Annotated in this window: 24 protein-coding genes and 3 pseudogenes; 12 read left to right on the forward strand and 15 right to left on the reverse strand. The window is 62.1% G+C overall.

All coding sequences use genetic code 11. The annotated features are described in order from the left end of the window. Nucleotides 1–99 precede the first annotated feature (99 nt). The 4 genes from KJQ96_RS21130 to KJQ96_RS21145 all read right to left on the reverse strand — a co-directional run bounded on the left by KJQ96_RS21130 (nt 100) and on the right by KJQ96_RS21145 (nt 3,411). Nucleotides 100–846 (reverse strand): transporter substrate-binding domain-containing protein, encoded by a 747-nt coding sequence (locus KJQ96_RS21130; protein ID WP_249734323.1) that lies wholly within the window; start codon nt 844–846, stop codon nt 100–102. Between the two features lie 112 nt (nt 847–958). Beyond that, entirely contained in the window at nt 959–1,621 is a 663-nt protein-coding gene (locus KJQ96_RS21135) for an OmpA family protein (protein WP_213288469.1), read from the reverse strand. Beyond that, nucleotides 1,621–2,037: a hypothetical protein gene (locus KJQ96_RS21140; RefSeq protein ID WP_213288470.1), complete on the reverse strand. Its 417-nt coding sequence runs from the start codon at nt 2,035–2,037 to the stop codon at nt 1,621–1,623. The genes KJQ96_RS21135 and KJQ96_RS21140 overlap by 1 nt, the downstream gene beginning before the upstream one ends. 180 nt (nt 2,038–2,217) lie before the next feature. Next, nucleotides 2,218–3,411 carry an MFS transporter gene (locus KJQ96_RS21145; RefSeq protein ID WP_213288471.1) on the reverse strand — a complete coding sequence of 398 codons (1,194 nt, stop codon included), beginning with the start codon at nt 3,409–3,411 and terminating at the stop codon, nt 2,218–2,220. 68 nt (nt 3,412–3,479) lie between these two features. Between KJQ96_RS21145 and KJQ96_RS21150 the strand changes: the two genes are divergently transcribed. From KJQ96_RS21150 to KJQ96_RS21160, 3 genes are all read left to right on the forward strand, one after another. After that, on the forward strand, nt 3,480–4,280 hold the full coding sequence (locus KJQ96_RS21150) for a helix-turn-helix transcriptional regulator (RefSeq protein ID WP_249734298.1): 801 nt from the start codon (nt 3,480–3,482) through the stop codon (nt 4,278–4,280). Nucleotides 4,281–4,517: 237 nt separating this feature from the next. Beyond that, nucleotides 4,518–5,870, forward strand: a complete 1,353-nt coding sequence (locus KJQ96_RS21155) for a malonyl-CoA decarboxylase (RefSeq protein ID WP_213288473.1) — start codon at nt 4,518–4,520, stop codon at nt 5,868–5,870. A 21-nt stretch (nt 5,871–5,891) separates the two neighbouring features. Further along, complete coding sequence (locus KJQ96_RS21160; RefSeq protein ID WP_213288474.1) at nt 5,892–6,479, forward strand: GNAT family N-acetyltransferase; 588 nt, start codon at nt 5,892–5,894, stop codon at nt 6,477–6,479. Here KJQ96_RS21160 and serA read toward each other — a convergent pair. From serA to KJQ96_RS21200, 8 genes and pseudogenes are all read right to left on the reverse strand, one after another. Beyond that, nucleotides 6,461–7,720 carry a phosphoglycerate dehydrogenase gene (serA, locus tag KJQ96_RS21165; RefSeq protein ID WP_213288475.1) on the reverse strand — a complete coding sequence of 420 codons (1,260 nt, stop codon included), beginning with the start codon at nt 7,718–7,720 and terminating at the stop codon, nt 6,461–6,463. The two genes, KJQ96_RS21160 and serA, sit on opposite strands and share 19 nt — an antisense overlap. 121 nt (nt 7,721–7,841) lie before the next feature. Beyond that, nucleotides 7,842–8,039: pseudogene (locus KJQ96_RS21170) on the reverse strand (mandelate racemase); the annotation flags it as partial. A gap of 125 nt (nt 8,040–8,164) precedes the next feature. After that, the gene (locus KJQ96_RS21175; RefSeq protein ID WP_213288476.1) at nt 8,165–8,413 is read right to left on the reverse strand and encodes a DUF3297 family protein; all 249 of its coding nucleotides are present in this window, start codon (nt 8,411–8,413) and stop codon (nt 8,165–8,167) included. Nucleotides 8,414–8,430: 17 nt separating this feature from the next. Next, nucleotides 8,431–8,907, reverse strand: coding sequence for a glutathione peroxidase (locus KJQ96_RS21180; RefSeq protein ID WP_213288477.1), 477 nt, complete (start codon nt 8,905–8,907; stop codon nt 8,431–8,433). Nucleotides 8,908–8,918: 11 nt separating this feature from the next. Continuing rightward, the gene (locus KJQ96_RS21185; RefSeq protein WP_213288478.1) at nt 8,919–10,310 is read right to left on the reverse strand and encodes an amidase family protein; all 1,392 of its coding nucleotides are present in this window, start codon (nt 10,308–10,310) and stop codon (nt 8,919–8,921) included. A gap of 72 nt (nt 10,311–10,382) precedes the next feature. Continuing rightward, a complete protein-coding gene (locus KJQ96_RS21190) occupies nt 10,383–10,949 on the reverse strand; it encodes a c-type cytochrome (protein WP_213288479.1) in 567 nt (188 codons plus the stop codon). Between the two features lie 83 nt (nt 10,950–11,032). Then, entirely contained in the window at nt 11,033–12,358 is a 1,326-nt protein-coding gene (locus KJQ96_RS21195) for a sorbosone dehydrogenase family protein (protein ID WP_249734300.1), read from the reverse strand. Between the two features lie 182 nt (nt 12,359–12,540). Continuing rightward, nucleotides 12,541–12,798, reverse strand: a complete 258-nt coding sequence (locus tag KJQ96_RS21200) for a DUF6894 family protein (RefSeq protein WP_213288480.1) — start codon at nt 12,796–12,798, stop codon at nt 12,541–12,543. Nucleotides 12,799–13,104: 306 nt separating this feature from the next. Between KJQ96_RS21200 and pqqA the strand changes: the two genes are divergently transcribed. The 7 genes from pqqA to KJQ96_RS21235 all read left to right on the forward strand — a co-directional run bounded on the left by pqqA (nt 13,105) and on the right by KJQ96_RS21235 (nt 18,234). Beyond that, a complete protein-coding gene (gene pqqA / locus KJQ96_RS21205) occupies nt 13,105–13,185 on the forward strand; it encodes a pyrroloquinoline quinone precursor peptide PqqA (RefSeq protein WP_082637312.1) in 81 nt (26 codons plus the stop codon). Nucleotides 13,186–13,328: 143 nt separating this feature from the next. Further along, nucleotides 13,329–14,258 carry a pyrroloquinoline quinone biosynthesis protein PqqB gene (pqqB, locus tag KJQ96_RS21210; protein ID WP_213288481.1) on the forward strand — a complete coding sequence of 310 codons (930 nt, stop codon included), beginning with the start codon at nt 13,329–13,331 and terminating at the stop codon, nt 14,256–14,258. Nucleotides 14,259–14,278: 20 nt separating this feature from the next. Beyond that, entirely contained in the window at nt 14,279–15,034 is a 756-nt protein-coding gene (pqqC, locus tag KJQ96_RS21215) for a pyrroloquinoline-quinone synthase PqqC (RefSeq protein WP_213288537.1), read from the forward strand. Between the two features lie 31 nt (nt 15,035–15,065). Further along, complete coding sequence (pqqD, locus tag KJQ96_RS21220; protein ID WP_213288482.1) at nt 15,066–15,377, forward strand: pyrroloquinoline quinone biosynthesis peptide chaperone PqqD; 312 nt, start codon at nt 15,066–15,068, stop codon at nt 15,375–15,377. Further along, nucleotides 15,374–16,582: a pyrroloquinoline quinone biosynthesis protein PqqE gene (gene pqqE, locus KJQ96_RS21225; protein WP_213288483.1), complete on the forward strand. Its 1,209-nt coding sequence runs from the start codon at nt 15,374–15,376 to the stop codon at nt 16,580–16,582. Before pqqD ends, pqqE begins: the two co-directional genes overlap by 4 nt. Then, a complete protein-coding gene (gene pip, locus KJQ96_RS21230) occupies nt 16,572–17,558 on the forward strand; it encodes a prolyl aminopeptidase (RefSeq protein ID WP_213288484.1) in 987 nt (328 codons plus the stop codon). Before pqqE ends, pip begins: the two co-directional genes overlap by 11 nt. A gap of 10 nt (nt 17,559–17,568) precedes the next feature. Beyond that, nucleotides 17,569–18,234, forward strand: coding sequence for a DUF4286 family protein (locus tag KJQ96_RS21235; RefSeq protein ID WP_213288485.1), 666 nt, complete (start codon nt 17,569–17,571; stop codon nt 18,232–18,234). A 281-nt stretch (nt 18,235–18,515) separates the two neighbouring features. On the opposite strand, the pseudogene KJQ96_RS21240 reads toward KJQ96_RS21235, so the two are convergent. The 3 genes and pseudogenes from KJQ96_RS21240 to KJQ96_RS21250 all read right to left on the reverse strand — a co-directional run bounded on the left by KJQ96_RS21240 (nt 18,516) and on the right by KJQ96_RS21250 (nt 21,395). Next, nucleotides 18,516–19,277: pseudogene (locus tag KJQ96_RS21240) on the reverse strand (IS5 family transposase). A gap of 204 nt (nt 19,278–19,481) precedes the next feature. Continuing rightward, nucleotides 19,482–20,270: a class I SAM-dependent methyltransferase gene (locus KJQ96_RS21245; protein WP_213288486.1), complete on the reverse strand. Its 789-nt coding sequence runs from the start codon at nt 20,268–20,270 to the stop codon at nt 19,482–19,484. A 150-nt stretch (nt 20,271–20,420) separates the two neighbouring features. Continuing rightward, the gene (locus KJQ96_RS21250) at nt 20,421–21,395 is read right to left on the reverse strand and encodes a tripartite tricarboxylate transporter substrate-binding protein (protein WP_213288487.1); all 975 of its coding nucleotides are present in this window, start codon (nt 21,393–21,395) and stop codon (nt 20,421–20,423) included. A gap of 138 nt (nt 21,396–21,533) precedes the next feature. Here KJQ96_RS21250 and KJQ96_RS21255 point away from each other — a divergent pair. Next, nucleotides 21,534–22,431, forward strand: a pseudogene (locus tag KJQ96_RS21255) (LysR family transcriptional regulator). Nucleotides 22,432–22,722: 291 nt separating this feature from the next. Further along, nucleotides 22,723–23,922: a chromate efflux transporter gene (chrA, locus tag KJQ96_RS21260; RefSeq protein WP_213288488.1), complete on the forward strand. Its 1,200-nt coding sequence runs from the start codon at nt 22,723–22,725 to the stop codon at nt 23,920–23,922. Nucleotides 23,923–24,069: the final 147 nt, after the last annotated feature.

Here is a 24,069-nt window from a genome sequence, read left to right on the forward strand (position 1 = left end):
CCACAGGACAAGGTTTGCGAACGCTGGCGCCCCAGCGTCTTCTAACAACTCGATCCTGTGGCTATGCGTCCCTGCGTTCGCAGACAGCGGAGCAAGCTTCTACTTCGTCTGCGTCCGGATCGGCCGATCCTTCAGGCCGTTATTGTCGTAGGCCTTGCGTAGCGTGCCGTTGGAGATCGCTTCGCTCAGAAACTTGACCGCAAACGCCAGCGACAGCGGATGGTTGGGCGGCACCGCCACCGCCGTCACGGTCTGCTTGAAGGTTTCATCCAGCACGCGCGTGCCCGGAATCCTCTTTGCCATCGCGTTGAGCTGGTCGCGCGACAGCGCGAACGCATCGATCTCGCCATTCTTGAGCAGGCCGAAGATTTCGTCGTAGGTCTGGTAGCCCGTGACTTTGGCGTTCTTCAGATGCGCGATCGCGCCGCGCATCGTGGTCGTGTTGTTGACCGCCGCGACCTTGATCCCGGGTTGATCGAGTGTTGCGAAATTCGTCACCGTCGAGTCAGGCTTGACGATGTAGGTCGCATCCGACACCTCATAGATCGGTCCGAACGACATCCTGCCCTCGCGTTCCGGATCCTTCGGCAGGAAGGTGATGTCCCAGGTGCCCTTCGACGCCGCATCGACGATCTGACCGGAATTGTTGTGCGCGACATATTCGACGGGGACGCCGAGTTGTTCCGCCATCGCCTTGCCGAGATCGACCGGCACGCCGGCATAACCGGTTTCGGTCTTGGTCGACCAGAATGCGCCGCCGGCCGGACTGATCGCGATCGCCACCCGCAGCTTGCCGGTCGGCGCAATTTCATCCTTCAGGGCATCGGCTGTAGCGGGCATCGTCATCATGGCCGTCAATCCCAGCAAGAGACCGGCCGTTGCCGGCGAGAGTTGATTGAACATCGGGAGCTCCTTCCCCAGCCGGCGGTTGGCGTCCCATTCATCCCTGCGCGGATGATCAGCGCTTCTTCTTTGCCGCAGCCGCGCCTTTTGGAGCCGCAGCCGGCGTTGCCGGCTCGGCCGTTTCGAACTTGCCGATCGCCATGATCTGGACGCGCGCATTGGCTGATGATGCCGGGCGATTGACATCCTGCAACTGTTCCTCGCCAAGTCCAAGCGCCTGAAGCCGTTTAGGCGACACCTTGAAGGTGTTCACCAGAACGTCGCGGATCGATTCGGCGCGCCGCTGGCTCAGGATCAGATTGTGGTCGCGCCTTCCGGCGGATTCGACGTGATCGACGATCAGATAGCGATAGGGCCGCGTCTTCGGATCTGTGAGCGCGTCCGCGATGCTGCCGATGGTCTGATAGGAGGCCGGCCGGATCAGGGAGGAATCCTGGTCGAACACGACATCGACACGGATTTGCGGCAGCTTCGTCAGTTGCGGCGCGATCGGCGGCCGCTTCTGCGGCTGGGCGTCCGCTCTCGCCTTGATGCGGTCGGCAGCCTGCTGGCGCAAGGCAGCCAGGTCGATATCCGACTCGGCTTCGACGGCAAGCTTCTCAATGATATCCCCGCTCGACATGGCGGTCTGCGCCCGGCTCGCCGTTATCGGCAGGGCAAAGGCGGCCATGGCGCCCAGCACGAGACCGATACCGCACAGCTTTTCTTCCCCAAGCATCAGCGATACCCCGCGGCGCTGATCGCCTTGTTGCAGTTCGGGGTCGCCTTCTTGGTGGATTCCAACAGACATTGCAGCCCCTTGACAGGATCGTGCCGTACCTCACCGCAGAAGCGGTTCAATTCCCAATTGCAGAGTTTCACAAGCGAGGTGCGCGCGGTAACGCGCTGCTGGATGGCGCCGAGGGCCTGGGGATAATCGGTCTTGCACTTCGCCGACACCACGTCCTGGTTGCGGCCCAGGCACTCCTTCAGGCGCGTCGCGTCGAGATTGACGCCGCGGCAATTGTCATCGATGTCCTTGCCGCAGCTCGCGGCCAGCATGGCCGCGGCCTCCTCGAATTTCATGGTCTGCGCCGTCGCCAGCGAAGGCATAAACACCGCAATGATGAACAGGAAAAGCCGGATTCGGGTCATGCGCGCACCTCACACAAGGAGGGTGGCGATGGTCAAGTGTTCTGTTTGAGTTCACGGCCGCACGCGAAGCTATTGCGCCGCAACACGGGTCGCAGGCGCCAGTACATCTGTTCGTCATGTCCGACCTCGCCCCCACCTTTCCATGACAGAAAGTGGTGCATGATCAATTGATTAGTGATGTCACGGCGCGGTTTGCGCGGCCGGTACCTTGATCTCCTGCGGCAGGATGATCGCCGCCACGATCACCAAAAGGCAGAGCGCGCCGAATGTCTGGAGCATGGTGACGAAGCCGCCCTTTTCGTAGAGCCACGCCACCAGGCCGACGGAGGCGCCGGCCGCGGTGAAGCCGACGAAGTAGCGCACCGAATAGGCGCGCGAGCGCCATTCCTCGGTGGTGTATTTGCCGACCATGGCGTCGTTGACGGTGACCTGGCCGAACGCGCCCATCACGATGCCGATGGAAGCGATGATCAGCGGCAGGTTCGACAGCGTCGCCGCAAAATACATGAACGGCGCCAGCAAGAACGACAGCGGCAGCATCACGGCCTTCAGCGAATAATGGTCGATCAGCTTGCCGATGGTGTATTGCGTCATCGCGCCGAACACATAGACGCCGGCCGCGATCACCCCGAGCAGGGCCGGACTGTTGGTCAGGCCGGCCAACCGCTCGGCGAACAGTTTCGGCATCGCCACGGTGATGGCGTTGAAGGTCGTGGATATCGCGATCACCACGATCAGAAGGGCCAAAAACACCCGCCACATGTCTTCTTTCGCAACCCGTGCCTGCGCTGCGGCCTGCCTGGTGCCGGTTCGGTCCTCGTGCATCACCATCAGCGCAAAGGCCGCGCCGATCAGGATCGTGACAATTCCCGGCGCGATGAAGGCCCAGCGCCAGCCGAGATATTGCCCGATGACGCCGGTGACCAGCGCCGAGGACGCCACGCCGAGATTGCCCCAGACGCCGTTCAGGCCCATCTCGCGGCCGAGTTTATCGGCATAGGACACGATCATCGCGGTGCCGACCGGATGATAGATCGAGGCGAACAGGCCGATCGCCAGCAGCGCCGCGCCAAGTTGTAAGGGCGTCTGCACGAAGCCGACGGCGATCATCGACGCGCCGATGCCGAGGAAAAATATCACCATCATGTGGCGCCGGCTCCAGCGGTCGCCGAGCCAGCCGGTGACGAGCGAGCCCGCGCCGAAGGCGACGAAGCCCGGGGTGGCGTAAGGCAACAGCTCCGAATAGGCCATGCCGAGCGCCGGGCCCATGATGATGACGGCGGCGGCAAAGATCAGCATCGAATAATGGTCGATGAAATGGGCGGCGTTGACGAAAGTGATCACCCGGCTCGGGCTGTTCTTTGGGCTGTTCATGGTCGATTCCCGAATCCCGCAATTTTGCGAAATAGGTTATACGGGGTTGTCCTGACGGGATGTCGCCAATGAATATCGCCGAAAAGCCAATTGCCGCCATCATCGGGCGCCGCATTTCGACCGGCGACGGCATCCACATGATCGCCAACGGCTATAAGAAGGGCTTCCGGATCGACACCCACATGCATCGCGAAGCGCAGCTCGTCTATGCGGCGAAGGGCACCATGCAGGTGACGACGCCGAAGGGTCGCTGGCTGGTACCGCCGGACCGGGCGGTGTGGGTGCCCGCGCTATCGGAGCATGCGATCGACGTGCTCGCCGATATCGAGATGCGGACGCTCTATTTCGAACTCGACTGGCTACGGCGCGAGGTGCGCAGCCACAGCCTGGATGCGGAATTCGTGGTGCGGGTGTCGCCGCTCCTGCATCAGACCATTCTGGCTTTGTTCGACGATCGCGGCGACCACGAGCGAACCGAGCTTCTGCTGCGACTGGCCATGATGGAGCTCGACCAGGCGGAAGATTCAGCGACCTTCATCCCGCTGCCGCGCGAGCTGCGCTGCCGGCGCGCCGCCGACATCGTGCTCGCGGACCCAACCGGCGACCATGAGATCGAAACGCTGGCGCGCGAGGTCGGCACCTCGGTGCGAACGCTGTCGCGGCTGTTCTCGTCGGAGACGCAATTGAGCTTCAAGAGCTGGTGCCAGCGCGCCCGGATTGCAGCGGCGATCGAGAAGCTGTCGACGGATGCCGGCGTGTCCGTCAAGCAGCTTGCCGCTGATTTGGGCTATGCCAGTGTGCCGGCGTTTTCCCATGCTTTCCGGCAGGTTACGGGCAAAACACCGACGGAATTCGCGGGGAAGGAGTGAGGCCGTGACATTGTATTGTCGTCATTATCAGCGAAGCGGGTAATCCAGTATTCCAGAGGCGTCGATGATCAATCGATAGGCGGCGGCGTACTGGATGTCCACAGGAGCCTGTCATCGGGCTCGCCGAAGGCGAGACCGGTGGCGCGGTATGACGAACTGGACTTCTTGATTGTGATCGGCACTGACCTAAATCCCATGTAAGATTCCGCAAAACCCCCGCTGGATTCGATCCGCCACATGGCCAATGCCTTTTTCTCCGATCTTCTCGCGACGATATCAGAACGCGGCCGTACACTGCTGCGGCGGGCCGGACCGTCCGACGACGGCCAGGACGCTTCGGAGCTGATCGAACTATGCGAAGCGCTGCTGTCGGGCCGCGGCGAAGCCTCCGGTACCGCGATGGCGCGCGAGGTGCTCGATCGCTACCACGATCTCGACGCCGCCGGCCGGCTCACCTTCTTCGAAACGCTGGCCCGCAACTTCGGCCCCGACCGCGAGAAGCTGTCCCAGGCGATCGAGAGCTGGCGCAGCCAGCCGAACGACAGCGATGCCAGTGACCTTCATTTTGCGTCCGAGCCGCGGCGGCAGGAGCTGATCCGCCGGCTCAACCGTGCGCCCGGCGGCACCAGCGAGCTGGTGGCGATGCGCGCCGACCTGCTTTCCCTGATGAAGGGCAACAAGGATCTGGCCGCGCTCGACCGCGACGTGGTGCATTTGCTGTCTTCTTGGTTCAACAGGGGATTTCTCGTGCTGCGGAGGATAGACTGGTCGACGCCGGCCAATATTCTGGAACAGATCATTCGCTATGAAGCCGTGCACGAAATTCGCGACTGGAACGATTTGCGCCGCCGCATCGATCCCGTCGACCGGCGGTGCTACGCCTTCTTCCATCCCCAGCTCAACGACGAACCGCTGATCTTCGTCGAGGTCGCGCTGACCGAGACTATACCGACCGCGATCGCACCGCTGCTTGCCGCCGAACGGCAGCCGGTGCCGATCGAACGCGCGCGCACCGCCGTGTTCTATTCGATCTCGAATACGCAGAAAGGGCTTGGCGGCATTTCCTTCGGCAGCTTCCTGATCAAGCAGGTGGTCGAGGAGTTGCGGCGCGAACTGCCGAAGCTCGACACCTTCATCACGCTGTCGCCGGTGCCGGGCTTCATGCAATGGCTGAAACAGGCCGACGATGTTCCGGTGAGCGACGAGGACCGGATACTGCTCGAAAGCCTCGACAAGCCGGACTGGTTCGAGAATACCGAACTGACCGCGCAATTGCGCACCGTGCTGGAACCGCTGGCGGCGTACTATTTCCTGAAAGCCCGCACGCCGAAGGGCCGGCTGGTCGATTCGGTGGCCCGCTTCCACATCGGCAACGGCGCACGGCTGGAGAAGATCGACTGGCTCGGCGACCTCTCGCCCAAGGGCCTGCGGGAATCTGCCGGGATTATGGTCAATTACCTCTACCGGCTCGAGGACATCGAGAAGAACCACGAGGCCTACGCCAACCAGGGCGAGATCGCCGCATCAAGTGCGGTGAAGAAACTGCTCAAGACCGAAGGCCGCCGGTTATTGGACATGCGGCTGTCGTAGGACGGCGCGGAGCCCTTCGCGATGACGGTCATTTGGAGCGACAGCCGCGACGGCGTGGACTGGCAGGAACTCGAAGCGCTCTATCGGGCCGCCCCGCTCGGCACCAAGAACGCGGCCGATCTCGAAGTGGTGTTCGGCAACAGCATGTTCTGCTGCTTTGCCCGCGATGGCGGCCGGCTCGTCGGCGCCGGCCGCGTTCTGGCTGACGGACGCGATTGCGCGTATCTTTGCGACGTCGCGGTTCTGCCGAGCCATCAAGGAACAGGCCTCGGAAAACAGCTTATCGAAAGACTGCTTGCCCAATCGCAAGGACACGCGAAGATCATCCTGTATGCGGTCGCCGGCCGCGAGCCGTTGTATGCGAAATTCGGCTTCCTGCGGATGAAGACCGCGATGGCCATTTTCAAGAACAGGCAATCAGCCATCGAGAAGGGTTGTTGTCCGAGGGCTGATCGTGGATCATCGCCGATCTGCCTCTCGTGTCATGCCCGCGCAGGCGGGCATCCAGTAGTCGCTGACGTCAGCGATAGAAGCGAGAGTACGCGGCGTACTGGATCGTCCGCCTTCGTGGACGATGACAGGGCGTTCGTTCAGGACTTGTACTCATAGAGCAACCGGGCTCGGATAGTGCCTTCCAGCGCCCGGATGTCCGCGAGCACGCGCTGGCCGTCGGCGGCCGAGGCATCGACGTCCAGCACCACGTAGCCGACGTCGTGCGCGGTCTCGTAATATTGCGCGGCGATGTTGACGGCATGACGGGCCAGCACTTCGTTCAAACGCCCGAGCATGCCCGGCAGGTTACGCTGCACCTGAATGAAACGCGTGCCTGACGGCCGTGGCGGCAATTGAACCTGCGGGAAGTTGACGGCGCCCATGGTCGAGCCGGAATCGCTGTACTCGACCAGCTTGCGCGCGACTTCGGCGCCGATGCGCTCCTGCGCCTCCTCGGTCGACCCGCCAATATGCGGGGTCAGGATGACGTTCTCCAGGCCCTGCAGCGGCGAGACGAAGCGGTCGGAGTTCGAGCGCGGCTCGACCGGAAAGACGTCGACCGCGGCGCCGCGGAGCCGGTTTTCCCGCAGCGCCTCGGCGAGCGCCTCGAGGTCCACGACCGTGCCGCGGCTATTGTTGATGAAATACGCGCCATGCTTGATCGCGCGAATCTCCTCGCGCCCGATCATGCCGTTCGTGGCGGGAGTTTCCGGCACATGCAGGCTCACGACGTCGCTTTGCGTCAGAAGCTCATGCAGGCTCGCGGTCGGCTCGGTGTTGCCGTGACGAAGCCTATCGGTGTGATCATAAAAGATCACCCGCATGCCCAGCGCTTCCGCGAGGTTGGAGAGCTGCGAGCCGATATTGCCGTAACCGATGATACCGAGCGTCTTGCCCCTCACCTCATAGCTGTCGTTGGCCGACTTGTCCCAACGTCCCTCATGGGCGGCGTTGGAGCGCGCGACGATCCGGCGCAGCAGGACGACGATCTCGCCGATTACAAGTTCTGCCACGCTCCGCGTGTTGGAGAACGGCGCGTTGAACACCGGAATCCCGCTCCGGCGCGCGGCCTCAATGTCCACCTGGTTGGTGCCGACGCTGAAACATCCGACCGCGATCAGGCGGTCCGCAGCGTCGAGAACCTCCTTGGTGATTTGCGTGCGCGAGCGGATGCCGAGCAGATGCACTCCCTTGATGGCCTCTTTCAGCGCATCGCCCTCGAGCGCCTTGGACAGGCGTGTCATGTTGGAATAGCCGGCAGCCTCGATTATCTGCACAGCGCTGTCGTTGACACCTTCAAGGAGCAAGACGCGGATCTTGTCCTTCGCAAGCGAGAGTTGGGGAAGCGTGGTGGCCAAGATCGCGGCGTCCTTCAGTGATGGATGAACGGTAAACTGGCGGCCCGGAAATCCACGATCGGCGGCAGGGCGAACGCCCTGTCCAGGCCACCGATTCCGGCCTTTCCTATGGCATCCAGCCCTACGCCGCCAGCGCCTTCACCTCGGCATAGAGATCGGATTTCCCCTCGAACCCGATACCCGGCAGGTCAGGCATGGTGATGTGACCGTTCTCGACACGGACGCCATCCGGGAAGCCGCCATAGGGCTGGAACAGGTCGGGATAGCTTTCATTGCCGCCGAGGCCGGGGCCCGCCGCGACGTTGAGCGACATCTGGCTTGTGCGAATACCAGCGCACGCTGGCGGTGCTGAAGGCGCAGGGCTGGTCGCCGAGCCGCTGCATAAGGACGGATGGATTGCTTCGTCGCTTCGTTCCTCGCAATGGCGGTTGATGCAGATTTGGCTCAGGACTTCGGCTTGTCCCGGAAATACGGCTCGACCGGGCCATGCACCTTGATCGTCAGCGGATTGCCGTGGCGGTCCTTGGCATTGCCGGCGGTGACGCGCACCCAGCCCTCGCTGATGCAATATTCCTCGACATTGGTCTTCTCGACGCCCTTGAAGCGAATGCCGACGTCGCGCGCGAGGATCTCGGCGTTGTAGTACGGGCTGCTCGGATCGACCGAAAGACGGTCGGGGAATTGGTCGCTCATTGCTTTGTTGGTCTCGTTCACAGCAGTGCCTCGATTTCTCTTCTGATTCCCTCGGGCGTCGCGGTTGGGGCGTAGCGCCCAACCACCCTGCCCGAGCGGTCGACCAGGAATTTGGTGAAATTCCATTTGATCGACGAACCCAACAGTCCCGATTTCGCGTTCTTCAGATGATTGAACAACGGATGCGCATGTCTGCCGTTGACGTCGATCTTGGCGAACATCGGAAACGTTACGTCATATTTGCCTGCGCAGAATTGCTCGATCTGCTTGGCGTCGCCCGGTTCCTGCCCGCCGAACTGGTTGCAGGGAAACCCAAGCACCGCAAAGCCGCGCGGCGCCAGTTCACGATGCAACTGCTCCAGGCCCTTGTATTGCGGCGTGAACCCGCAGGCGCTGGCGGTATTGACGATCAGGAGCACCTGATCCTTGAACCGCTTCAGCGGAATGTCTTCGCCGGCGAGCGACTGCGCCGTAAAATCATAAACGCCTGGCATCGTCCTCTCTGCTAGCTCGCCGGATCGATCGCTGCCGAGGGCGTTCCGCCGGCTTCCACCGCCTCGCCCGCGGCGAGACAGAGATCTTCGCGATAGCGCCCGGAAACCAGTTGCACGCCGACGGGAACGCGTCCGACCAGCCCGGTCGAAACCGTTAGCCCAGGCAGGCCCATGAAGGGAATGGCAATCTGCGGCAATTGCGCATGCCAGACGCGCGCAAACGACGCCTCGTCCTTGCCGTCGAGTTGATCAGGGAACGGCAATTCGCCGGATACCGGCATCAGCAGCACGGCATAGTTTTCAAAGAACGCCAGCCATTCGCGCGTCAATGTCGCACGCCGTGTCAACGCTTTCGACAGGTCGAAGGGATGCACTTTCGCGCGGTTGCCGCGCAGGCACGCCAGCGCGCCGGGATCGCCTTCGCGCTCGGCGGCTTCCAACTGCGCCTCGTAGCCGTCGCCGAGCCAGAGTTTTGTCTGCAGATCGGCGGCTTCGCGCAGCGGCGGCGTGTCGGCGATTTCCTCGACAATCCAGCCCGCGCGCTCGAGCCGCTTGCCGGCGTCCGTCACCGCGGCTTTCACTTCAGGTACCGGATCAAGGCCGCCAGGGTTGAGGCACATCGCGACGCGCTTCGGCATTGCCGGCCCTTCGAGCGGCGCCGGCACCCACCAGGGATCGCGATAATCCTGCGCCGACATCGCAGCCAGTGCGATCCTGATATCGCCGATGGTGCGGGCCAGCGGGCCTGACACGGCGCTGATCTGCGGCCCGATCGGCCGTTCGGGGAGCGCCGCGTTGAACGCCGCGATGCGTCCCATGGTCGGCCGCAGCCCGTGCACGCCACAGGCGTAAGCCGGATAGCGGATCGATCCCGCAATGTCGGTGCCGTGCGCGATATGACCGATGCCGGCTGCGACCGCCGCGCCAGCGCCGCCGGACGAGCCGCCTGGGGTGATGCCGGGGTCACGGGGATTCTTGGTGTCGCCATGGATGAGGTTGGTGGTGAACCAGCGATAGGAGAACGCCGGGCAATTGGTGCGCCCGAGAATGACCGCGCCGGATTTATGCAAATTGTCGATCACCGGGCTGTTGCTCTTGGCGATCGCGTCGCGCTGCAGCTTCAGCCCGTTGGTGGTGGCAAAACCTTGCTGGTCGATATTGACCTTCACCGTAACAGGCACGCCGCCCAGCGCACCGGCATCCTCGCCGCGCGCGATCGCGGCATCGATCGCGGCAGCCTGAGAAAATACGTCCTCGGGCCTGTGGTCGACGACAGCATTGATTTTGGGATTGACCGCGTCGAGCCGCGCCAGCGCTGCGGTCGCCGCCTCTTTCGCCGAGACTTTTTTCGACCTGATCAGTGAGGCCATTTCCGCAGCCGACAGGCGCCATAGGTCTTGCATGCAAAACTCCATCCAATTGCAGCCCTTGTAGCGCCGGGCGCAGGGCAATGCCAGCGGGGACGCCGCCCGGATTTAGCGCATACGGGCGATGTAATGGGCGAGATCGGCGATCTGCTCCGGCGAGATCGGCGCCATCACGTCGGCCATGCTGGCGTCGTAGCCGTGGCGGCTATTGTCTTTGTACTCGGCAAGCGTCTTGGCAAGATAATCCTCGCGCTGGTTGGCGATGCGCGGGACGTTTTCCTTACCGGAGAGGTCGCCGTTATGGCAGCTATCGCAGCGGTGCTGCCGCACCAGCGCCTCGCCGCGCTGCATCCGCGCCGGATCGCCATTTTCCCCTGGCGGCTCGGGCTTCGGCATCTTGGCGATGAAGTCCGAGAAAAGGCGGAGATCGTCGTCGGTCAGCGCCTTCGTCATCTCGTTCATCGGCTCGAAGACGCGCAGCTTCTCGCGGAACATGAAAAGCTGGATCAGCGAATAAGGCGCATGCTGCGCGCCGAGCGACGGCGTGTTCTCGGTTTCGGATTGGCCCTTTTCGCCGTGGCAGGCGAGGCACGGCGCGATGCGTTGTTCGATGGTTTCGGCTGATACGGACGTTGCAATCAACGCAAACGCTAGTGCCGTTGTTGTTTTACGCATCAGCCATTTCCGGTACGTCGTCATTCCGGGTCTGGCGCCAACGCACCAGCCCGGAAGACCAAGTCAAACGTTCGTCGCTTCTCCTACGACTTCCCCGCCGTCTTCGGCTTGCCATAGGTGATGCGGTAGACGGCGCCGTTGTAGTCGTCGGAGACCAGCAGGGAGCCGTCCTTCATCTGCAGCACGTCAACCGGGCGGCCGATATATTTGTTGTCCTCGAGGAAGCCGGTGAGAAACGGCTCCAGTGACTTCATGGTGCCGTCCTTGTTGAGCTTGGCAATGACGACATCGCCGCCGACCTTGTTGGAGCGGTTCCAGGAGCCGTGCCGGGCGATGATCGCCGCGTTCTTGTAGGCTTTCGGGAACATGTTGCCGGTGTAGAAGCGCATGCCGAGCGCTGCGGAATGCGGGCCGAGCAAGCCAACGGGTGCAGTGTATTCGCTGCAGGATTTGCCCCAGCCGAATTCGGGATCGACGATGTTGCCCTGCAGGCAGAACGGCGCGCCGAAATGTTCGCCGACCTTGGTGATCCGGTTCAGCTCGTCCTCGGGCACGTCTTCCGACATCCAGTCGCGACCGTTGTCGGTGAAGTAGAGCTGCTTGGTCTCCGGATGCCAGTCGAAGCCGACGGTGTGGCGCAGGCCCCGGGCGATTACTTCCGCGCCCGAACCGTCAAGATTCATCCGGCGGAGCAGGCCATGCTCGTCATCGTTGAGCACGTTGTTGCCGGGCTGGCCGACGGGAGCGTAGAGCTTGTTGTCGGGACCGATGGCGATGAACTTCCAGCCATGGGCCTCATCCTTCGGCAGCGCGTCGAAGATCACGGTCGGCTTCGGCGGGTTATCCAGATTGTCTTCGACCTTTTCGATCTTGGAGATCCTGGACAGTTCAGCGATGTAGAGCGTGCCGTCCTTGAAGGCGACGCCGTTCGGCCGGTAGAGGCCGGAAGCCAATACCTTGACCTCACGTTTGCCGTCCTTGTTGACGATGGCATAGACCTTATCGACGAGGCGGCTGCCGACGAACACAGTGCCCTTGTCGCCGAGCGCGAGCGAGCGGGCATTCGCCATGCCGGCGGCATAGACTTCGATGTTGAAGCCGGCCGGCACCTTGAGCTTTGCCGTCGGTAGCTTGTCCGGCGCCGCGGGGATCGGCGGCGGCGCGATCGGCGCCAGCTTGGCAGCGGCATCATTGCCCGCGGGACGTCCGATCAGCGGCGATCCCGGTGGCAGCGAGGGCGAGGCTGCAGTCCCTGCCGGGGGCGGCGCGCCGGCGGCCGGTGCCGGGGCGGGCGGTTGGGCGGCAGCCGGCGGGTCGGCTGATTGCTGGGCAGTGGCGCTTAGCGTGAAGGCAGTCAAGAATGCGCCGGACAGCAGCAGGCTGCGCGGCACCAACGTGTAATTTGTCATGGGCTTTCTCCCTGGCGGAAGCCTTTCTCTCTCTTCGCGCGGGCTCGCATGATGCCGGCGCCGGAGGCTTTCCGGCCGGCACTCTCCAATATTTGTCCGCCGGTGCGCAATCGGAAAACTTTGCGCCGGAAGTTGCATCGCAAGCCGAGCGAGCACGAAGCTTCGACGCCGGTACAGCGCCGTCAGTGCCTGGTGATGGGACCGCCAGGCGCATCTAGAACCGCTTCGGCGAACGGAAACTCCAGCACGATCTCGCCATCGTCGTCGGTGACTTCGATGGTGGCGCTGAGAAGCGCACCGTCGGCGCCATCAGTCTTGAGCAGTTCCCGGATCATGGCACGTGCCATTTCCCAGGCGCGATCGGGATCCCTGAGCACTTCGCCGTCGGGATCGGAAATCAGCTCATCGCCGATACGGGTGTTGAAGTAATATCGCGGCATCGGCGAAACTTGGCTCCTCGTTGAGCCCCCGCAACCGGAAGGCCCATCTATCATACGTTCTTTATCCGGAGCCGGCAGCGCTCCGTCGCACTCAGAATTGCCATTCGCGGTGGTGCGAACAACCGCGAAACGCTTGATCCCACGCTGTTTTGACCAAGGCCCTCCGCACAACTCCGTGACTTGTTCTTTGCGGCGCAGCATAAACAAATAGGGGTTCCAGGCAAAAGATTTAACTGGCGAACTTTTTGATCCGCAGTACTTTAACCAGCGAGGGCGGAGTCCGTCCGGTAGCAAAAGGAGCGACAAATGGCTTGGAAAGCACCAAAAATCGCCGAAGTATCGGTCGGCATGGAAATCAACATGTATATGTGCGCCACCCGCAAATAAGCGGCAGCGCGTATCAAATCTCACGCAGGTGGACTTCCAGACCTGACGCGTTCCGCGAGAGCGGAACTGTGTCCGAGGTCGGTATCCACCTCGTGGCGTTTTTGGTTTGTATCTTCGAGTTTCCAATCTCCAGGAGACGGATCATGCTTCGCGTCGTCGTCCTGGGCGCCGCGGCGGGCGGCGGCGTTCCGCAGTGGAATTGCGGATGTCCGGTGTGCCGGAAAGCACGAAGCGACCATCCCGAATTGCGGAGCACCCAGGCCTCGATCGCGGTCAGCGCCGACGGTGAGCATTGGTATCTCGTCAACGCCTCGCCCGACCTGCGCCAGCAGGTGATCGCAACGCCGCAGCTTCATCCCAGGGCTGGACAGCTCAGGCACAGCCCGATCGCCGGCGTGATCCTGACCAATGGCGAAATCGACGCCGTCGCGGGACTGTTGTCGATGCGCGAAGGTTCGCCGTTTACGCTCTACGCGCATGAACGGGTCCTTGCGATTCTCAGATCCAACAGCATCTTCAATGTGCTGAACGAGAAAAACGTGAAGCGGCAACCGATCGAGGTCGAGAAGGCGTTCGAGCCCGCCCTGCCCGACGGCAAGCCGTCAGGCATTGAGGTGCTTCCGTTCGCGGTTCCCGGGAAGGGCGCGTGGTATCTGGAAGGCGAGGCGCATCCGGCAGGCGGCGACGGCGCGGGCGACACGCTGGGCTTGCGGATTCTGGACAAAGGAAGCGGCAAGTATTTCTATTTCCTGGCCGCCTGCGCACGTGTGACCGACGATCTCAAATCGCGCCTTTCAGGCGCTGCACTGGTGTTTTTTGACGGCACCGTTTGGCGCGACGATGAATTGATCGCAGCCGGCCTCGGAACCAAGACGGGACAAAGCATGGGCCATATTTCGATGTCGGGCGATCACGGCGCGATCGAGAGCCTCGCTGATCTCGACGTCGGAACGAAGGTGTTCCTGCATATCAACAACTCCAACCCCGCTCTGCTGCGCGGCTCGGACGAGCGCAAGGCCGTGGAGCAGGCAGGCTGGCACATCCCCGCTGACGGTACGGAGATCAAGCTGTGAACGTCGTCGCTGCACCCGCAATGACTGCCCTATCGATCGGCAAGGGCATTACGCTCAACACCGCTGAGGAGCTGGAGGCAACCCTCCGTCATATCGGCGCGACGCGCTATCACAGCTTGCATCCGTTCCACCGGCTGTTGCATGGCGGCAAGCTCAACAAGGGACAGGTGCAGGCCTGGGCACTGAACCGCTATTATTACCAGAGCACGATCCCGCTGAAGGATGCGATGGTGATCTCCCGGTTCCGCGACCGTGCGACCCGGATCGAATGGCGGCACCGCATCGAGGATCACGACGGCGATGTGGGCAGCGAAGGCGGCATCGAGCGCTGGCTCAAACTGACCGAGGGGCTCGGTCTCGACAGCGCCTATGTGGAATCGACCGAAGGCATCCTGCCGGCAACGCGATTTGCGGTGGAGGCCTATGTGCATTTCTGCCGCGACAAGACGCCGCTGGAGGCAATCGCTTCCTCACTTACGGAACTGTTCGCGCCGAACCTGCACGAGGAGCGCATCTCCGGGATGCTGCAGCACTATGATTTCGTCAATCCTGACATCATGAGCTATTTCAGCCGCCGCCTGACCCAGGCGCCGCGCGACGCCGGTTTTGCGCTGGAATACGTCAAGACGAACGCAAAAACGCCGGCGGAGCGCGAGGCGGTCTGCAACGCGCTGATCTTCAAGACCAACGTGCTATGGGTTCAGCTCGACGCGCTGTATCATGCCTATGTCGAGGGCCACATACCGCCCGGGGCATTCGTGCCCCAAGGAAGCTAACGAGGAAACCGACAAAAGGAACTAGCGATCGATGGCTTTGAGCCGCAACATCAGTGTCAGCGAGACGAGCCGGCCGAAATTGCCGCGCCACGCCCGCTTGAAGTTCGATGAGACGCGGCAGGTCTGGGTGATCCTGGCGCCGGAGCGGGTGCTGGCGCCGGATGAGATCGCAGTCGAGGTGCTGCAACTTTGCGACGGCGTACGCAGCGTCGCCGACATGGTCGATCAGCTTGCAGCCAAATACGCCGCGCCGCGCGAGGCGATTTTGACCGACGTCATCGCCATGCTGCAGGACCTCGCCGACAAAGGCTTTCTGACCGAAGCGCGTGAGAAGACGTCATGACCGACATTCTCGCAGACGGCAAAACAGCCAGCGCAGCGCCCAGTGACGGGCTCGCGGTGCTCGAACAGAGGCGTTCGACCGCGGAGACGTTCGGCATTCCGCTTGCCGTGCTCGCCGAACTGACGCACCGCTGCCCGCTGCAGTGCCCCTATTGCTCCAACCCGGTTGAGCTCGACCGCGGCAGCAGCGAATTGACTACAGAAGAATGGAAGAAGGTCTTGAGCGAGCTCGCCGAAATCGGCGTGCTGCAAATCCATTTCTCGGGCGGCGAGCCGACCGCGCGCAAGGACTTGGTGGAATTAGTGCAGCACGCGACCGATGTCGGGCTGTACAGCAATCTCATTACCTCGGCGGTGCTGCTGAACAGGGAAAAGCTTTCGGCGCTCGCCGATGCCGGGCTCTGCCATGTGCAGATCAGCTTCCAGGGTAACGAGCCGATCGTAGCCGACCGCGTTGCAGGGCTGAAAAATGCGCATGAGAAAAAGCTTGAAGTCGCTAAATGGACGCGTGAACTCGACCTGCCGCTGACGGTCAACGCGGTCATGCACCGCCAGAACCTGCACCAGCTCTCCGACATCATCCAGATGGCGGTCGATCTCGACGCCGACCGGCTCGAGGTCGCCAACGTCCAATATTACGGCTGGGCCTTGAAGAACCGCGCGGCGCTGATGCCGACGCTCGAACAGATCGAGGAAACCAGCCGGATCGTCGAGGAAGCCGCGACGCGCCTGAAGGGCAGCCTCGCCATCGACTATGTAGTGCCGGATTATTACGCGCTGCGGCCGAAGAAGTGCATGGGCGGCTGGGGCCGGCAGTTCTTCAACATCTCGCCCGCGGGCAAGGTGCTGCCCTGCCATGCCGCGGAAAGCATCACCGGGCTCGAATTCGAATCCGTCCGCTCAAACCACTCGATTGCCTGGATCTGGCAGAACTCGGAAGCCTTCAACCGCTATCGCGGCACCGGCTGGATGCCCGAGCCGTGCAAGAGCTGCGAGTTCCGCGAGATCGATTTCGGCGGCTGCCGCTGCCAGGCGTTTGCGCTGACAGGTGACGCCGGAAATACCGATCCGGCCTGCACGCTCTCGCCGCGGCATGAAGAGATCTTCAAGACCGCCGAGCGCGAGGCCGCCGCGCACCAGGACCGCTTTCTCTACCGCAATTTCGCCGGCGGCACGCTGGAGACGGAAGGCGAGCATGGCGCCTGATGCCGACGCCGGCAAATCCATCAAACGCGCCGACCCCTTTGCGCCGCTGACATCGGAGCAACTCGCGGTCGGCGAAGGCCACGACGTCTATGTCGAGAGCATCGGCCGGCCTGATGGCATTCCGGCGGTCTATCTGCATGGCGGGCCCGGCAGTGGCTGCCAGCCCGATCATCGCCGGCTGTTCGATCCCGAACGTTTTCATGCTGTGCTGTTCGACCAGCGCGGTGCCGGACGAAGCCGCCCCAAGGGTCGTCGCGAAGCCAACACTCTGCCGCATCTGATCGCCGATATGGAAATGATCCGCGAGAAGTTCGGCTTTCAGCGCTGGATGGTCGTCGGCGGCTCCTGGGGGGCGACGCTGGCGCTGGCCTATGCGCAGGCCCATCCCGATCGCGTCAGCGGCATCGTGCTTCGCGCCACTTTCCTGGGCACATCAGAGGAAATCGAGAACGGTTTTCTAAAAGTGCTGCCGCGGTTCTATCCCGGCCTTTACGACGACTTCATGAGCGTGCTGCCGGAAGCCGAGCGCACGGAACCGCTGCAGGCCTACTTCCGCCGCATCCTCGATTCCAATCCCGATGTGCATATTCCTGCCGCGCGGGCATGGGGCGAAACCGAACGGATACTTTCCGAACACACGCCTAACCGCACGCGCCTCGACCACTCAACGCTGAACTCGTCGCGTAACATGCCGACGACGCCGTTTATGGAAGCGCACTATTTCGCCAATGACTGCTTCATGAAGCCGGATCAACTGATAGCCGAAGCGGCCAAGCTTGCCGGCGTTCCCGGCATCATCGTGCAAGGCCGTTACGATCTGCTTTGTCCGCCCGCGACCTCGCACGCGCTTGCAGCAGTTTGGCGCGAGGCCGAAATCCGCTTTGTCGAGGGCGCCGGCCACACGCTGTACGATCCCGGCGTCCGCGACGCCGTGATGAAGGCGATCGCGGACATGGCGTCCCAAGCCAGCAAATAGGAACAAGAAAATGCCGATCGCCGGAAGGGGCATGCTGCTGACGTCGATGAATATCGATGCCGAGCACGAAGCCGAGTTCAATCGCTGGTACGATCGCGAACATCTCGAAGAGCGCGTCGCCATCGACGGCTTCCTCGAAGCCCGCCGCTACGTCGCCCACGACGGCAACCCGAAATATCTCAGCCTCTATTCCACAAAAACCTTCGAGGTGCTGGACAGCCCGGCCTACCGTGCCGCGCTCGCCAACCAGACGGCGTGGTCGAAAGCTAACATTGCCCGCTTCCAGAACATGATCCGGGCGGTGGCGCGCATCACGATCAGCCGCGGCACCGGCCGCGGCGCCGCGCTCGGCATTGTCAGGTTGCGGCCCACCGGCGATGGCGAGGAGAAACTGCGCGCCGCGCTGAGCGAACAGCTCGATCCCGTAGAGCTTGACGGTATTATTTCCCTGCACCTGCTCGAGAGCGACCCGGCGCTGTCGAAGCCGATCACCGATGATCCCTCCGCGCCCAATCCCGGCGCCGGCGACTGGTTCGTGCTGATCGATGCGACCGATGTCGGCGCGGTGCCTGCGGCCATGCTACGCCTTTCCGGCAATATCGCGTTGAAGCCGCTGATCATCTCGAGCGGAATCTATCGGCTGATGTGGGATCTGGCGAAGAGCGATATCGGCTAGGCATTTTCCCCGCTGCCGATGGTCGCGCATGTTCGTGAACCCGGTTGGCGGCTTGATCGCGGCGTTTCGGAACGGTAACTAGCGATGCCGCTCCGTAAAAGCCCGGTGAAGGCGTTGTTAACGCGATGTCGAGTAAACCGGTGGCCAAGATTGCTTTCTGGCATGAATTGCTGGTCCGGAGCGGGTCCGCACGATTAGTGCTTGCGCCAGGCGGCTTTAATTCTTCTTCTCGTAACGGTCGAATGCCTTGATAAGGCAGGTGAGAACTTCTGCCAAAGTCTCTAGGGCGTGGACTCATAAGCGCGGAGCCACAGCCTGATTGACGCAAGTTGCACGAAGGCGAGGTAGTTGGCGGCCAGCTTGTCGTAGCGCGTCGCAACCCGACGGGATTGCTTGATCCGGTTGAAGAAACGCTCGATCCGGTTGCGGTCGCGGTAGAGATAAGGGCTGAAGCAGATCGGATTACTGCGATTGCGTTTTGGCGGGATGTTAGCCCATGCGCCTCGCCGCACGGCGAGCTCCCTAATCCAATCGGCGTCATAGCCACGGTCGGCCAGCAGCATCGCTTTCGGCTTCAAGCGAGAGAGGAGTTTGCTGGCGAGCCGGTTGTCATGAGCCTCACCGGCTGTCAGCGCAAGCCGCACTGGCAGGCCATTGGTATCGACCAGCGCATGAATCTCACTGGTCAATCCGCCACGCGACCGTCCCATCAATTGCCGCTAGTTGCTCTTGATGCAGGCTACATGCTGATGCACGCGGACAATTGACGTATCGATCATCTGGACAGCCGCGTCATGGGCGGCGGCCAAGGCATCTATGATACCGCTCCAGACACCGGCCCGCCGCCAGCGAACGAAGCGATTGTAGCAAGTGGTGTAGGGGCCAAAGGCACCCGGCAGATCGCGCCAAGGCGCCCCGGAGCGCAGAACCCAGAAAATACCGTTGAGGACACGCCGGTCATTGACCCGAGGGACGCCGCGCGGCTTGTTCGGCAGCATTGACTTAATGGCAGTCCATTCATGGTCGGTGAGTTCGTAGCGCATGATTCCCCCACGATTTGGAGCTTGAATCACGGTTCGGCGGCCATCTCAACTGGTCGCTACGCACCCGAAAGCGGACTCGTTGTGCTCAATCTGAGTTCTTGGAGTTTTGACCCGGAACGGCCCACAAGCGGCCGCGCCTATAACCTCGTGGCAAGCATAGAGGTTGGCAGCTTCTGGGGAGGAGCGGAAGAGCGATCGACAGCCCTATCCGGGCCGACGGCCGACGATCGCATTCGCGTGCGCCTCGATCGAGACACGCCCACTCGCCTCGATAGGCACCTGCTCACGAACCCGAGACTTGAGTTGCGTCACGTCGGCTGTCGCCATCGTTGTGAGCATCGGAGCGAGATTGGGCGCCGCGATCGTAGTGGACCAATAGTCCTCGAAATCGTCGAACGTTCGTCGCGTGCGAAGAACGCGCGCTTCGATATCGGCGAAACCCGCCCGTGTCCACAGCGCATGTAGTCCTTCGGGCGTCGAGGCTTCCGCTTTCGGGGCCCGCGGTGGCGTGAACCCCATGCCTTTCATCTCGATTATGATGGCCTCCGACGGGCCGCCGCCGCTGACGACGTCCCAGATATAAGCGGCCGCGAGACCTCCCGGCCGCACGACGCGAGCCATTTCAGCGACCCCACTGGCAGGGTCCGGAATGAAAAATACAACGAGCGCCATTACGGCCGCATCGAAGGTGCCATCGGCAAATGGCAAGGCCATTGCATCGCCCTGTCGAAACTTCGCGACAGGTGTCGCCAGCCGCTCTCGTGCAAAGGCCAGCTGACCTTCCGAGGGATCCACGCCTTCGACGGTCATTGGGGCGCAGTGCTCGACCAGCAACTGTGTAAACGCGCCATTGCCACAACCGATGTCGACCCATCGCAAATTGGGCGGGGGCGAGAGCCAATCAATAAAAGCGCGTCCGGCCAGTCCACTCCACTTGCCCATCATCCGTTCATAGACGGCGCCGTCATCGAACTTGATCGTCGGCGCGGACATTGGGTCACCTCGCTGCGTATTCGCGCGTCTCACGAACGTCGGCTCCGGACACAACAACGCGCTACGATAAGCTGGCTGCCAGTTACCTTGCCTTCGTACAGCTTGCGTCAATCAGGCTCTAGCTACGCTCTTATGAGTCCGCGCCCTAGTTCATTGACCGGCGGTCTTGAGTACCGGCGTCCAACGGGCGACTTCACGAACGACCAGCTCCTGCAGGGCGTCAGGCGCGCGGCCGGCCCGGTCCGGGATCTCGCTGCCAAGATCGAGCAGTCGCGCGCGTGTGCCTTCGTCATCGAGGGCTTTGACAAGCGCCTCGTTCAGTTTGCCGACCACGTGTTGTGGAGTACCCTTTGGAGCAAATAGCGCAATCCAAGCAGAGACCTCGAACTCCGGCAGGCCGCCCTCCCTGGTCGTTGGGACATCCTTCATGGCCGCCGAACGTTTGGCCGTCGCGATACCGAACGCCTTGAGCGTGCCCGCCTGAATATGCGGCGCAACGTTTACAATCTGGTCACAGCCAAAATCGACGTGTTCCGCAATAAGGTCGTTGATGGACGGCCCTGTGCCGCGGTAGGCCACCCGAGCAGTCTTTGTCCCTATGATCCATTGGAGAAGAGTGCATGTCGTGTGAGAAACTGAGCCGACGCCGGCATGCGCTTCAACTACCTTGTCCTGGTTCTTTCTCACGTAGTCGACGAACTCGCGGAGATTGTTGGCTGGAAATGTCTTCCTGGCGATGATCACGATCGGTGTGGTAACCATCAGTCCGATGGGAGTAAAGTCCTTAGCCGGATCGTATTTCAGGTTGGGATACTGCGCCGGCGCTGCACCATGTGTTCCCATATTACCCAACATGATGGTGTATCCATCTGCGTCTGCTTGCGTGACACGGCTGATAGCGCTCGTGCCGCCAGCCCCAGCAGAATTCTCCACGACGATCGGTTGGCCCAGCGTCCTGGCCATATGCGTCCCGATGAGGCGTACGACCGTGTCGCCGGGGCCGCCGGGGGCGAACGGAACGATCAAAGTAATCGCTCGCTCCGGGAAAGCGGCCGCCGCCGGAATAGCACCGGCAACAAGCGCCAACGCGGCTATGCCTGATCTTACGGTGCTAATTGGCTTCATCGTCATTCTCCTTGCCTGCGATGTCCAAGATAGGATGTCTGAGGCCCCCCGACCCTGTATGCGCGACAAGAGACGCACAATGCGGAATGTGCTAAGTGTGCCTCAGGCGCAGCCGAAGGTACGTCCCTAACGATGCCCATAAGGTTCGATCTGACCGACCTGCGACTGTTCGTGCACGTCGCCGAAGCTGGCAGCATCACGCACGGGGCCGCTCGCGCGAACATGACACTGGCGTCGGCGAGTGAGCGTATCCGCGCCATGGAAAATGCGCTCAGCGCTCCGCTCCTAGAAAGGAACCGCCGGGGGATTCGGCTTACTTCAGCAGGAACAGTGCTCCTGCATCAGCGCGTGGATTGTCTCGCAGCAGCTGGAGCAAATGCGCGGTGACCTGGACAATTTCGGGAAGGGGCTGACGGGACATGTGCGCTTGCTGTCGAATATCGGCGCGATGGAATTTCTCCCCGTACCCCTGGCGGCCTTTCTCTCTGCCCATCCGAATATCGACGTCGACCTTGAGCATCACGGAAGCGGCGAGATTATTCGAGCAATCGCCGCGGGCCGCGGCGATATCGGCATTGTCGGGGAGACCGTTGATCCAGGCGCGGAGCTGGACAGTTTTCCGTTCGCGGAGATCCGCCTGGTCCTGGTGACGCCACTGCGGCATCCGCTCAGCCGGCATCGTAAAATTGCATTCCGCGAAACTCTCGACCATGAATTCATCGGCTTTGCCGTGGGCAGCCCGATGCAGGACTTGTTGAACTATCATGCCTTCCGTTCCGGTCGCCGGTTCAAGCTGCGCATCCGCCTCAACGGGTCCGACTTGATGTGTCAGATGGTAGAAAAGGGCATTGGTCTCGCCATCCTGCCCGAAACAGCAGCTCGGCGATCCCAGCAGTCAATGGCTATCCGCGTCATTCCTCTTACGGACACTTGGGCTCTTCGCCACCTAAGGATTTGCGTGCGAAGTTTTAGGTCCCTGCCCGCACACGCTCAACGGCTGGTCGAGTTTTTGAGGCCACCCACGCCGGTGCCTTGATGGTCGTGTCCTGGCTGTCACGCATATCACTGCCGAGTATCGACGGATTTCGTCGGCTCCTGGCCCAGAGCCGAAGTAACTGAATGTACGCTTTCACGCCGCTATTGGGCTAAAAGCGGACGGGCGTTTATGAGTACACGGCCTAATATCGCTTTCAGTTACCCTGCTGATGTTGTCTCTCAGATGTGCGATGGTCGCGTGGAAGCGCTCCTTCTTGCAGGTGCTGGGGCGATCGATCGGCTGAAGATGCCACGTGCATCTACTTTTCAGCCTACACTGGAGTTGCATTGCATGGCGGAAAAGTCCGCGGGCACTATCGCCGAGGTTTTCACCGCCTTCCTCAAGCTCGGCCTCACATCGTTCGGGGGACCGATCGCGCATCTCGGCTACTTCAGGACCGAATTCGTCGAGCGGCGAAAATGGCTGAGCGAAAGCAGCTATGCCGACATCGTTGCGCTGTGCCAGTTCTTGCCGGGACCGGCATCCAGCCAGGTCGGTTTCACGCTCGGCATCCTCCGCGGCAACGGCCTGCTCGGCGGATTGGCGGCGTGGCTCGCCTTTACCATGCCCTCCGCCCTGATCATGTTCGCCTTTGCGCTCGGTGCGACGATCTTTACCGGCCCGCTCGCCGACGGCGTTCTTCATGGCCTAAAGCTGGTCGCGGTCGCCGTGGTCGCGCAGGCGATCTGGGGCATGGCAAACAGCCTGACGCCGGACCGCGAACGGGCTGCCATCGCGCTTGCCGCTGTTGCGATCGTGGTGCTCATCGGCGGATCGTTTGGGCAGATCGGCGCGATCGCGCTCGGGGCGCTGGCCGGGCTCTGGCTGTGTCGCGCAGATGGGGCCACGGCAACGGGCCAGCTCGGCTTTTCCGTGTCGCCTCGACACGGCATGGCCGCGCTCGTGCTGTTCGCAATTCTGTTCCTGATCACACCGCTGGTGACGGCAAAAACCGGCTCGCAAGGGCTTGCCCTGTTCGACGCCTTCTATCGTTCCGGCGCCCTGGTGTTCGGCGGCGGCCATGTCGTGCTGCCGCTATTGCAGGCGGAAGTCGTAACGCCGGGCTGGGTCAGCAACGAGGATTTCCTCGCCGGTTACGGCATGGCGCAAGCAGTGCCCGGACCGCTGTTCACGTTCGCGGCCTATCTCGGCGCCGTCGCAGAGCCGGCCCCCAACGGGCTCGCCGGCGCTTCGATTGCGATCATCGCCTTATCCCTGCCGGGACTGCTGCTGGTCTACGGCATGCTGCCGTTCTGGGACGCGCTGCGCCTGCGCCCCAAGGCCCAGGCCGCGATGCGCGGCACCAATGCCGCTGTCGTCGGCATCCTTGGCGCCGCGCTCTACAATCCGGTCTGGACCAGCGCCGTGCTCACGCCACGTGACTTCGCCGTAGCGCTGGCCGGCTTCCTGCTGCTGACTGTATGGAAGCTGCCGCCATGGATTGTCGTCGTCATTCTTGCGACGGCTGGAGCTGCGCTGCGGCTGATCTGACGTCTGCCCGTTCATCCAGCATAAAGGCAAAGCTGCACTGCACATGCTGCAGTGCCAGATCAACGCTGCGACGCCAAATCCACGTTTCCGTGCAATTGGAAAGCTGGAGATCGCATAGAATTGCCTTGTGCGCAGCGTCTGGAATGG

Source organism: Bradyrhizobium sp. sGM-13, assembly GCF_018398875.1.
In the GTDB taxonomy this organism is placed as follows: Bacteria; Pseudomonadota; Alphaproteobacteria; order Rhizobiales; family Xanthobacteraceae; genus Bradyrhizobium.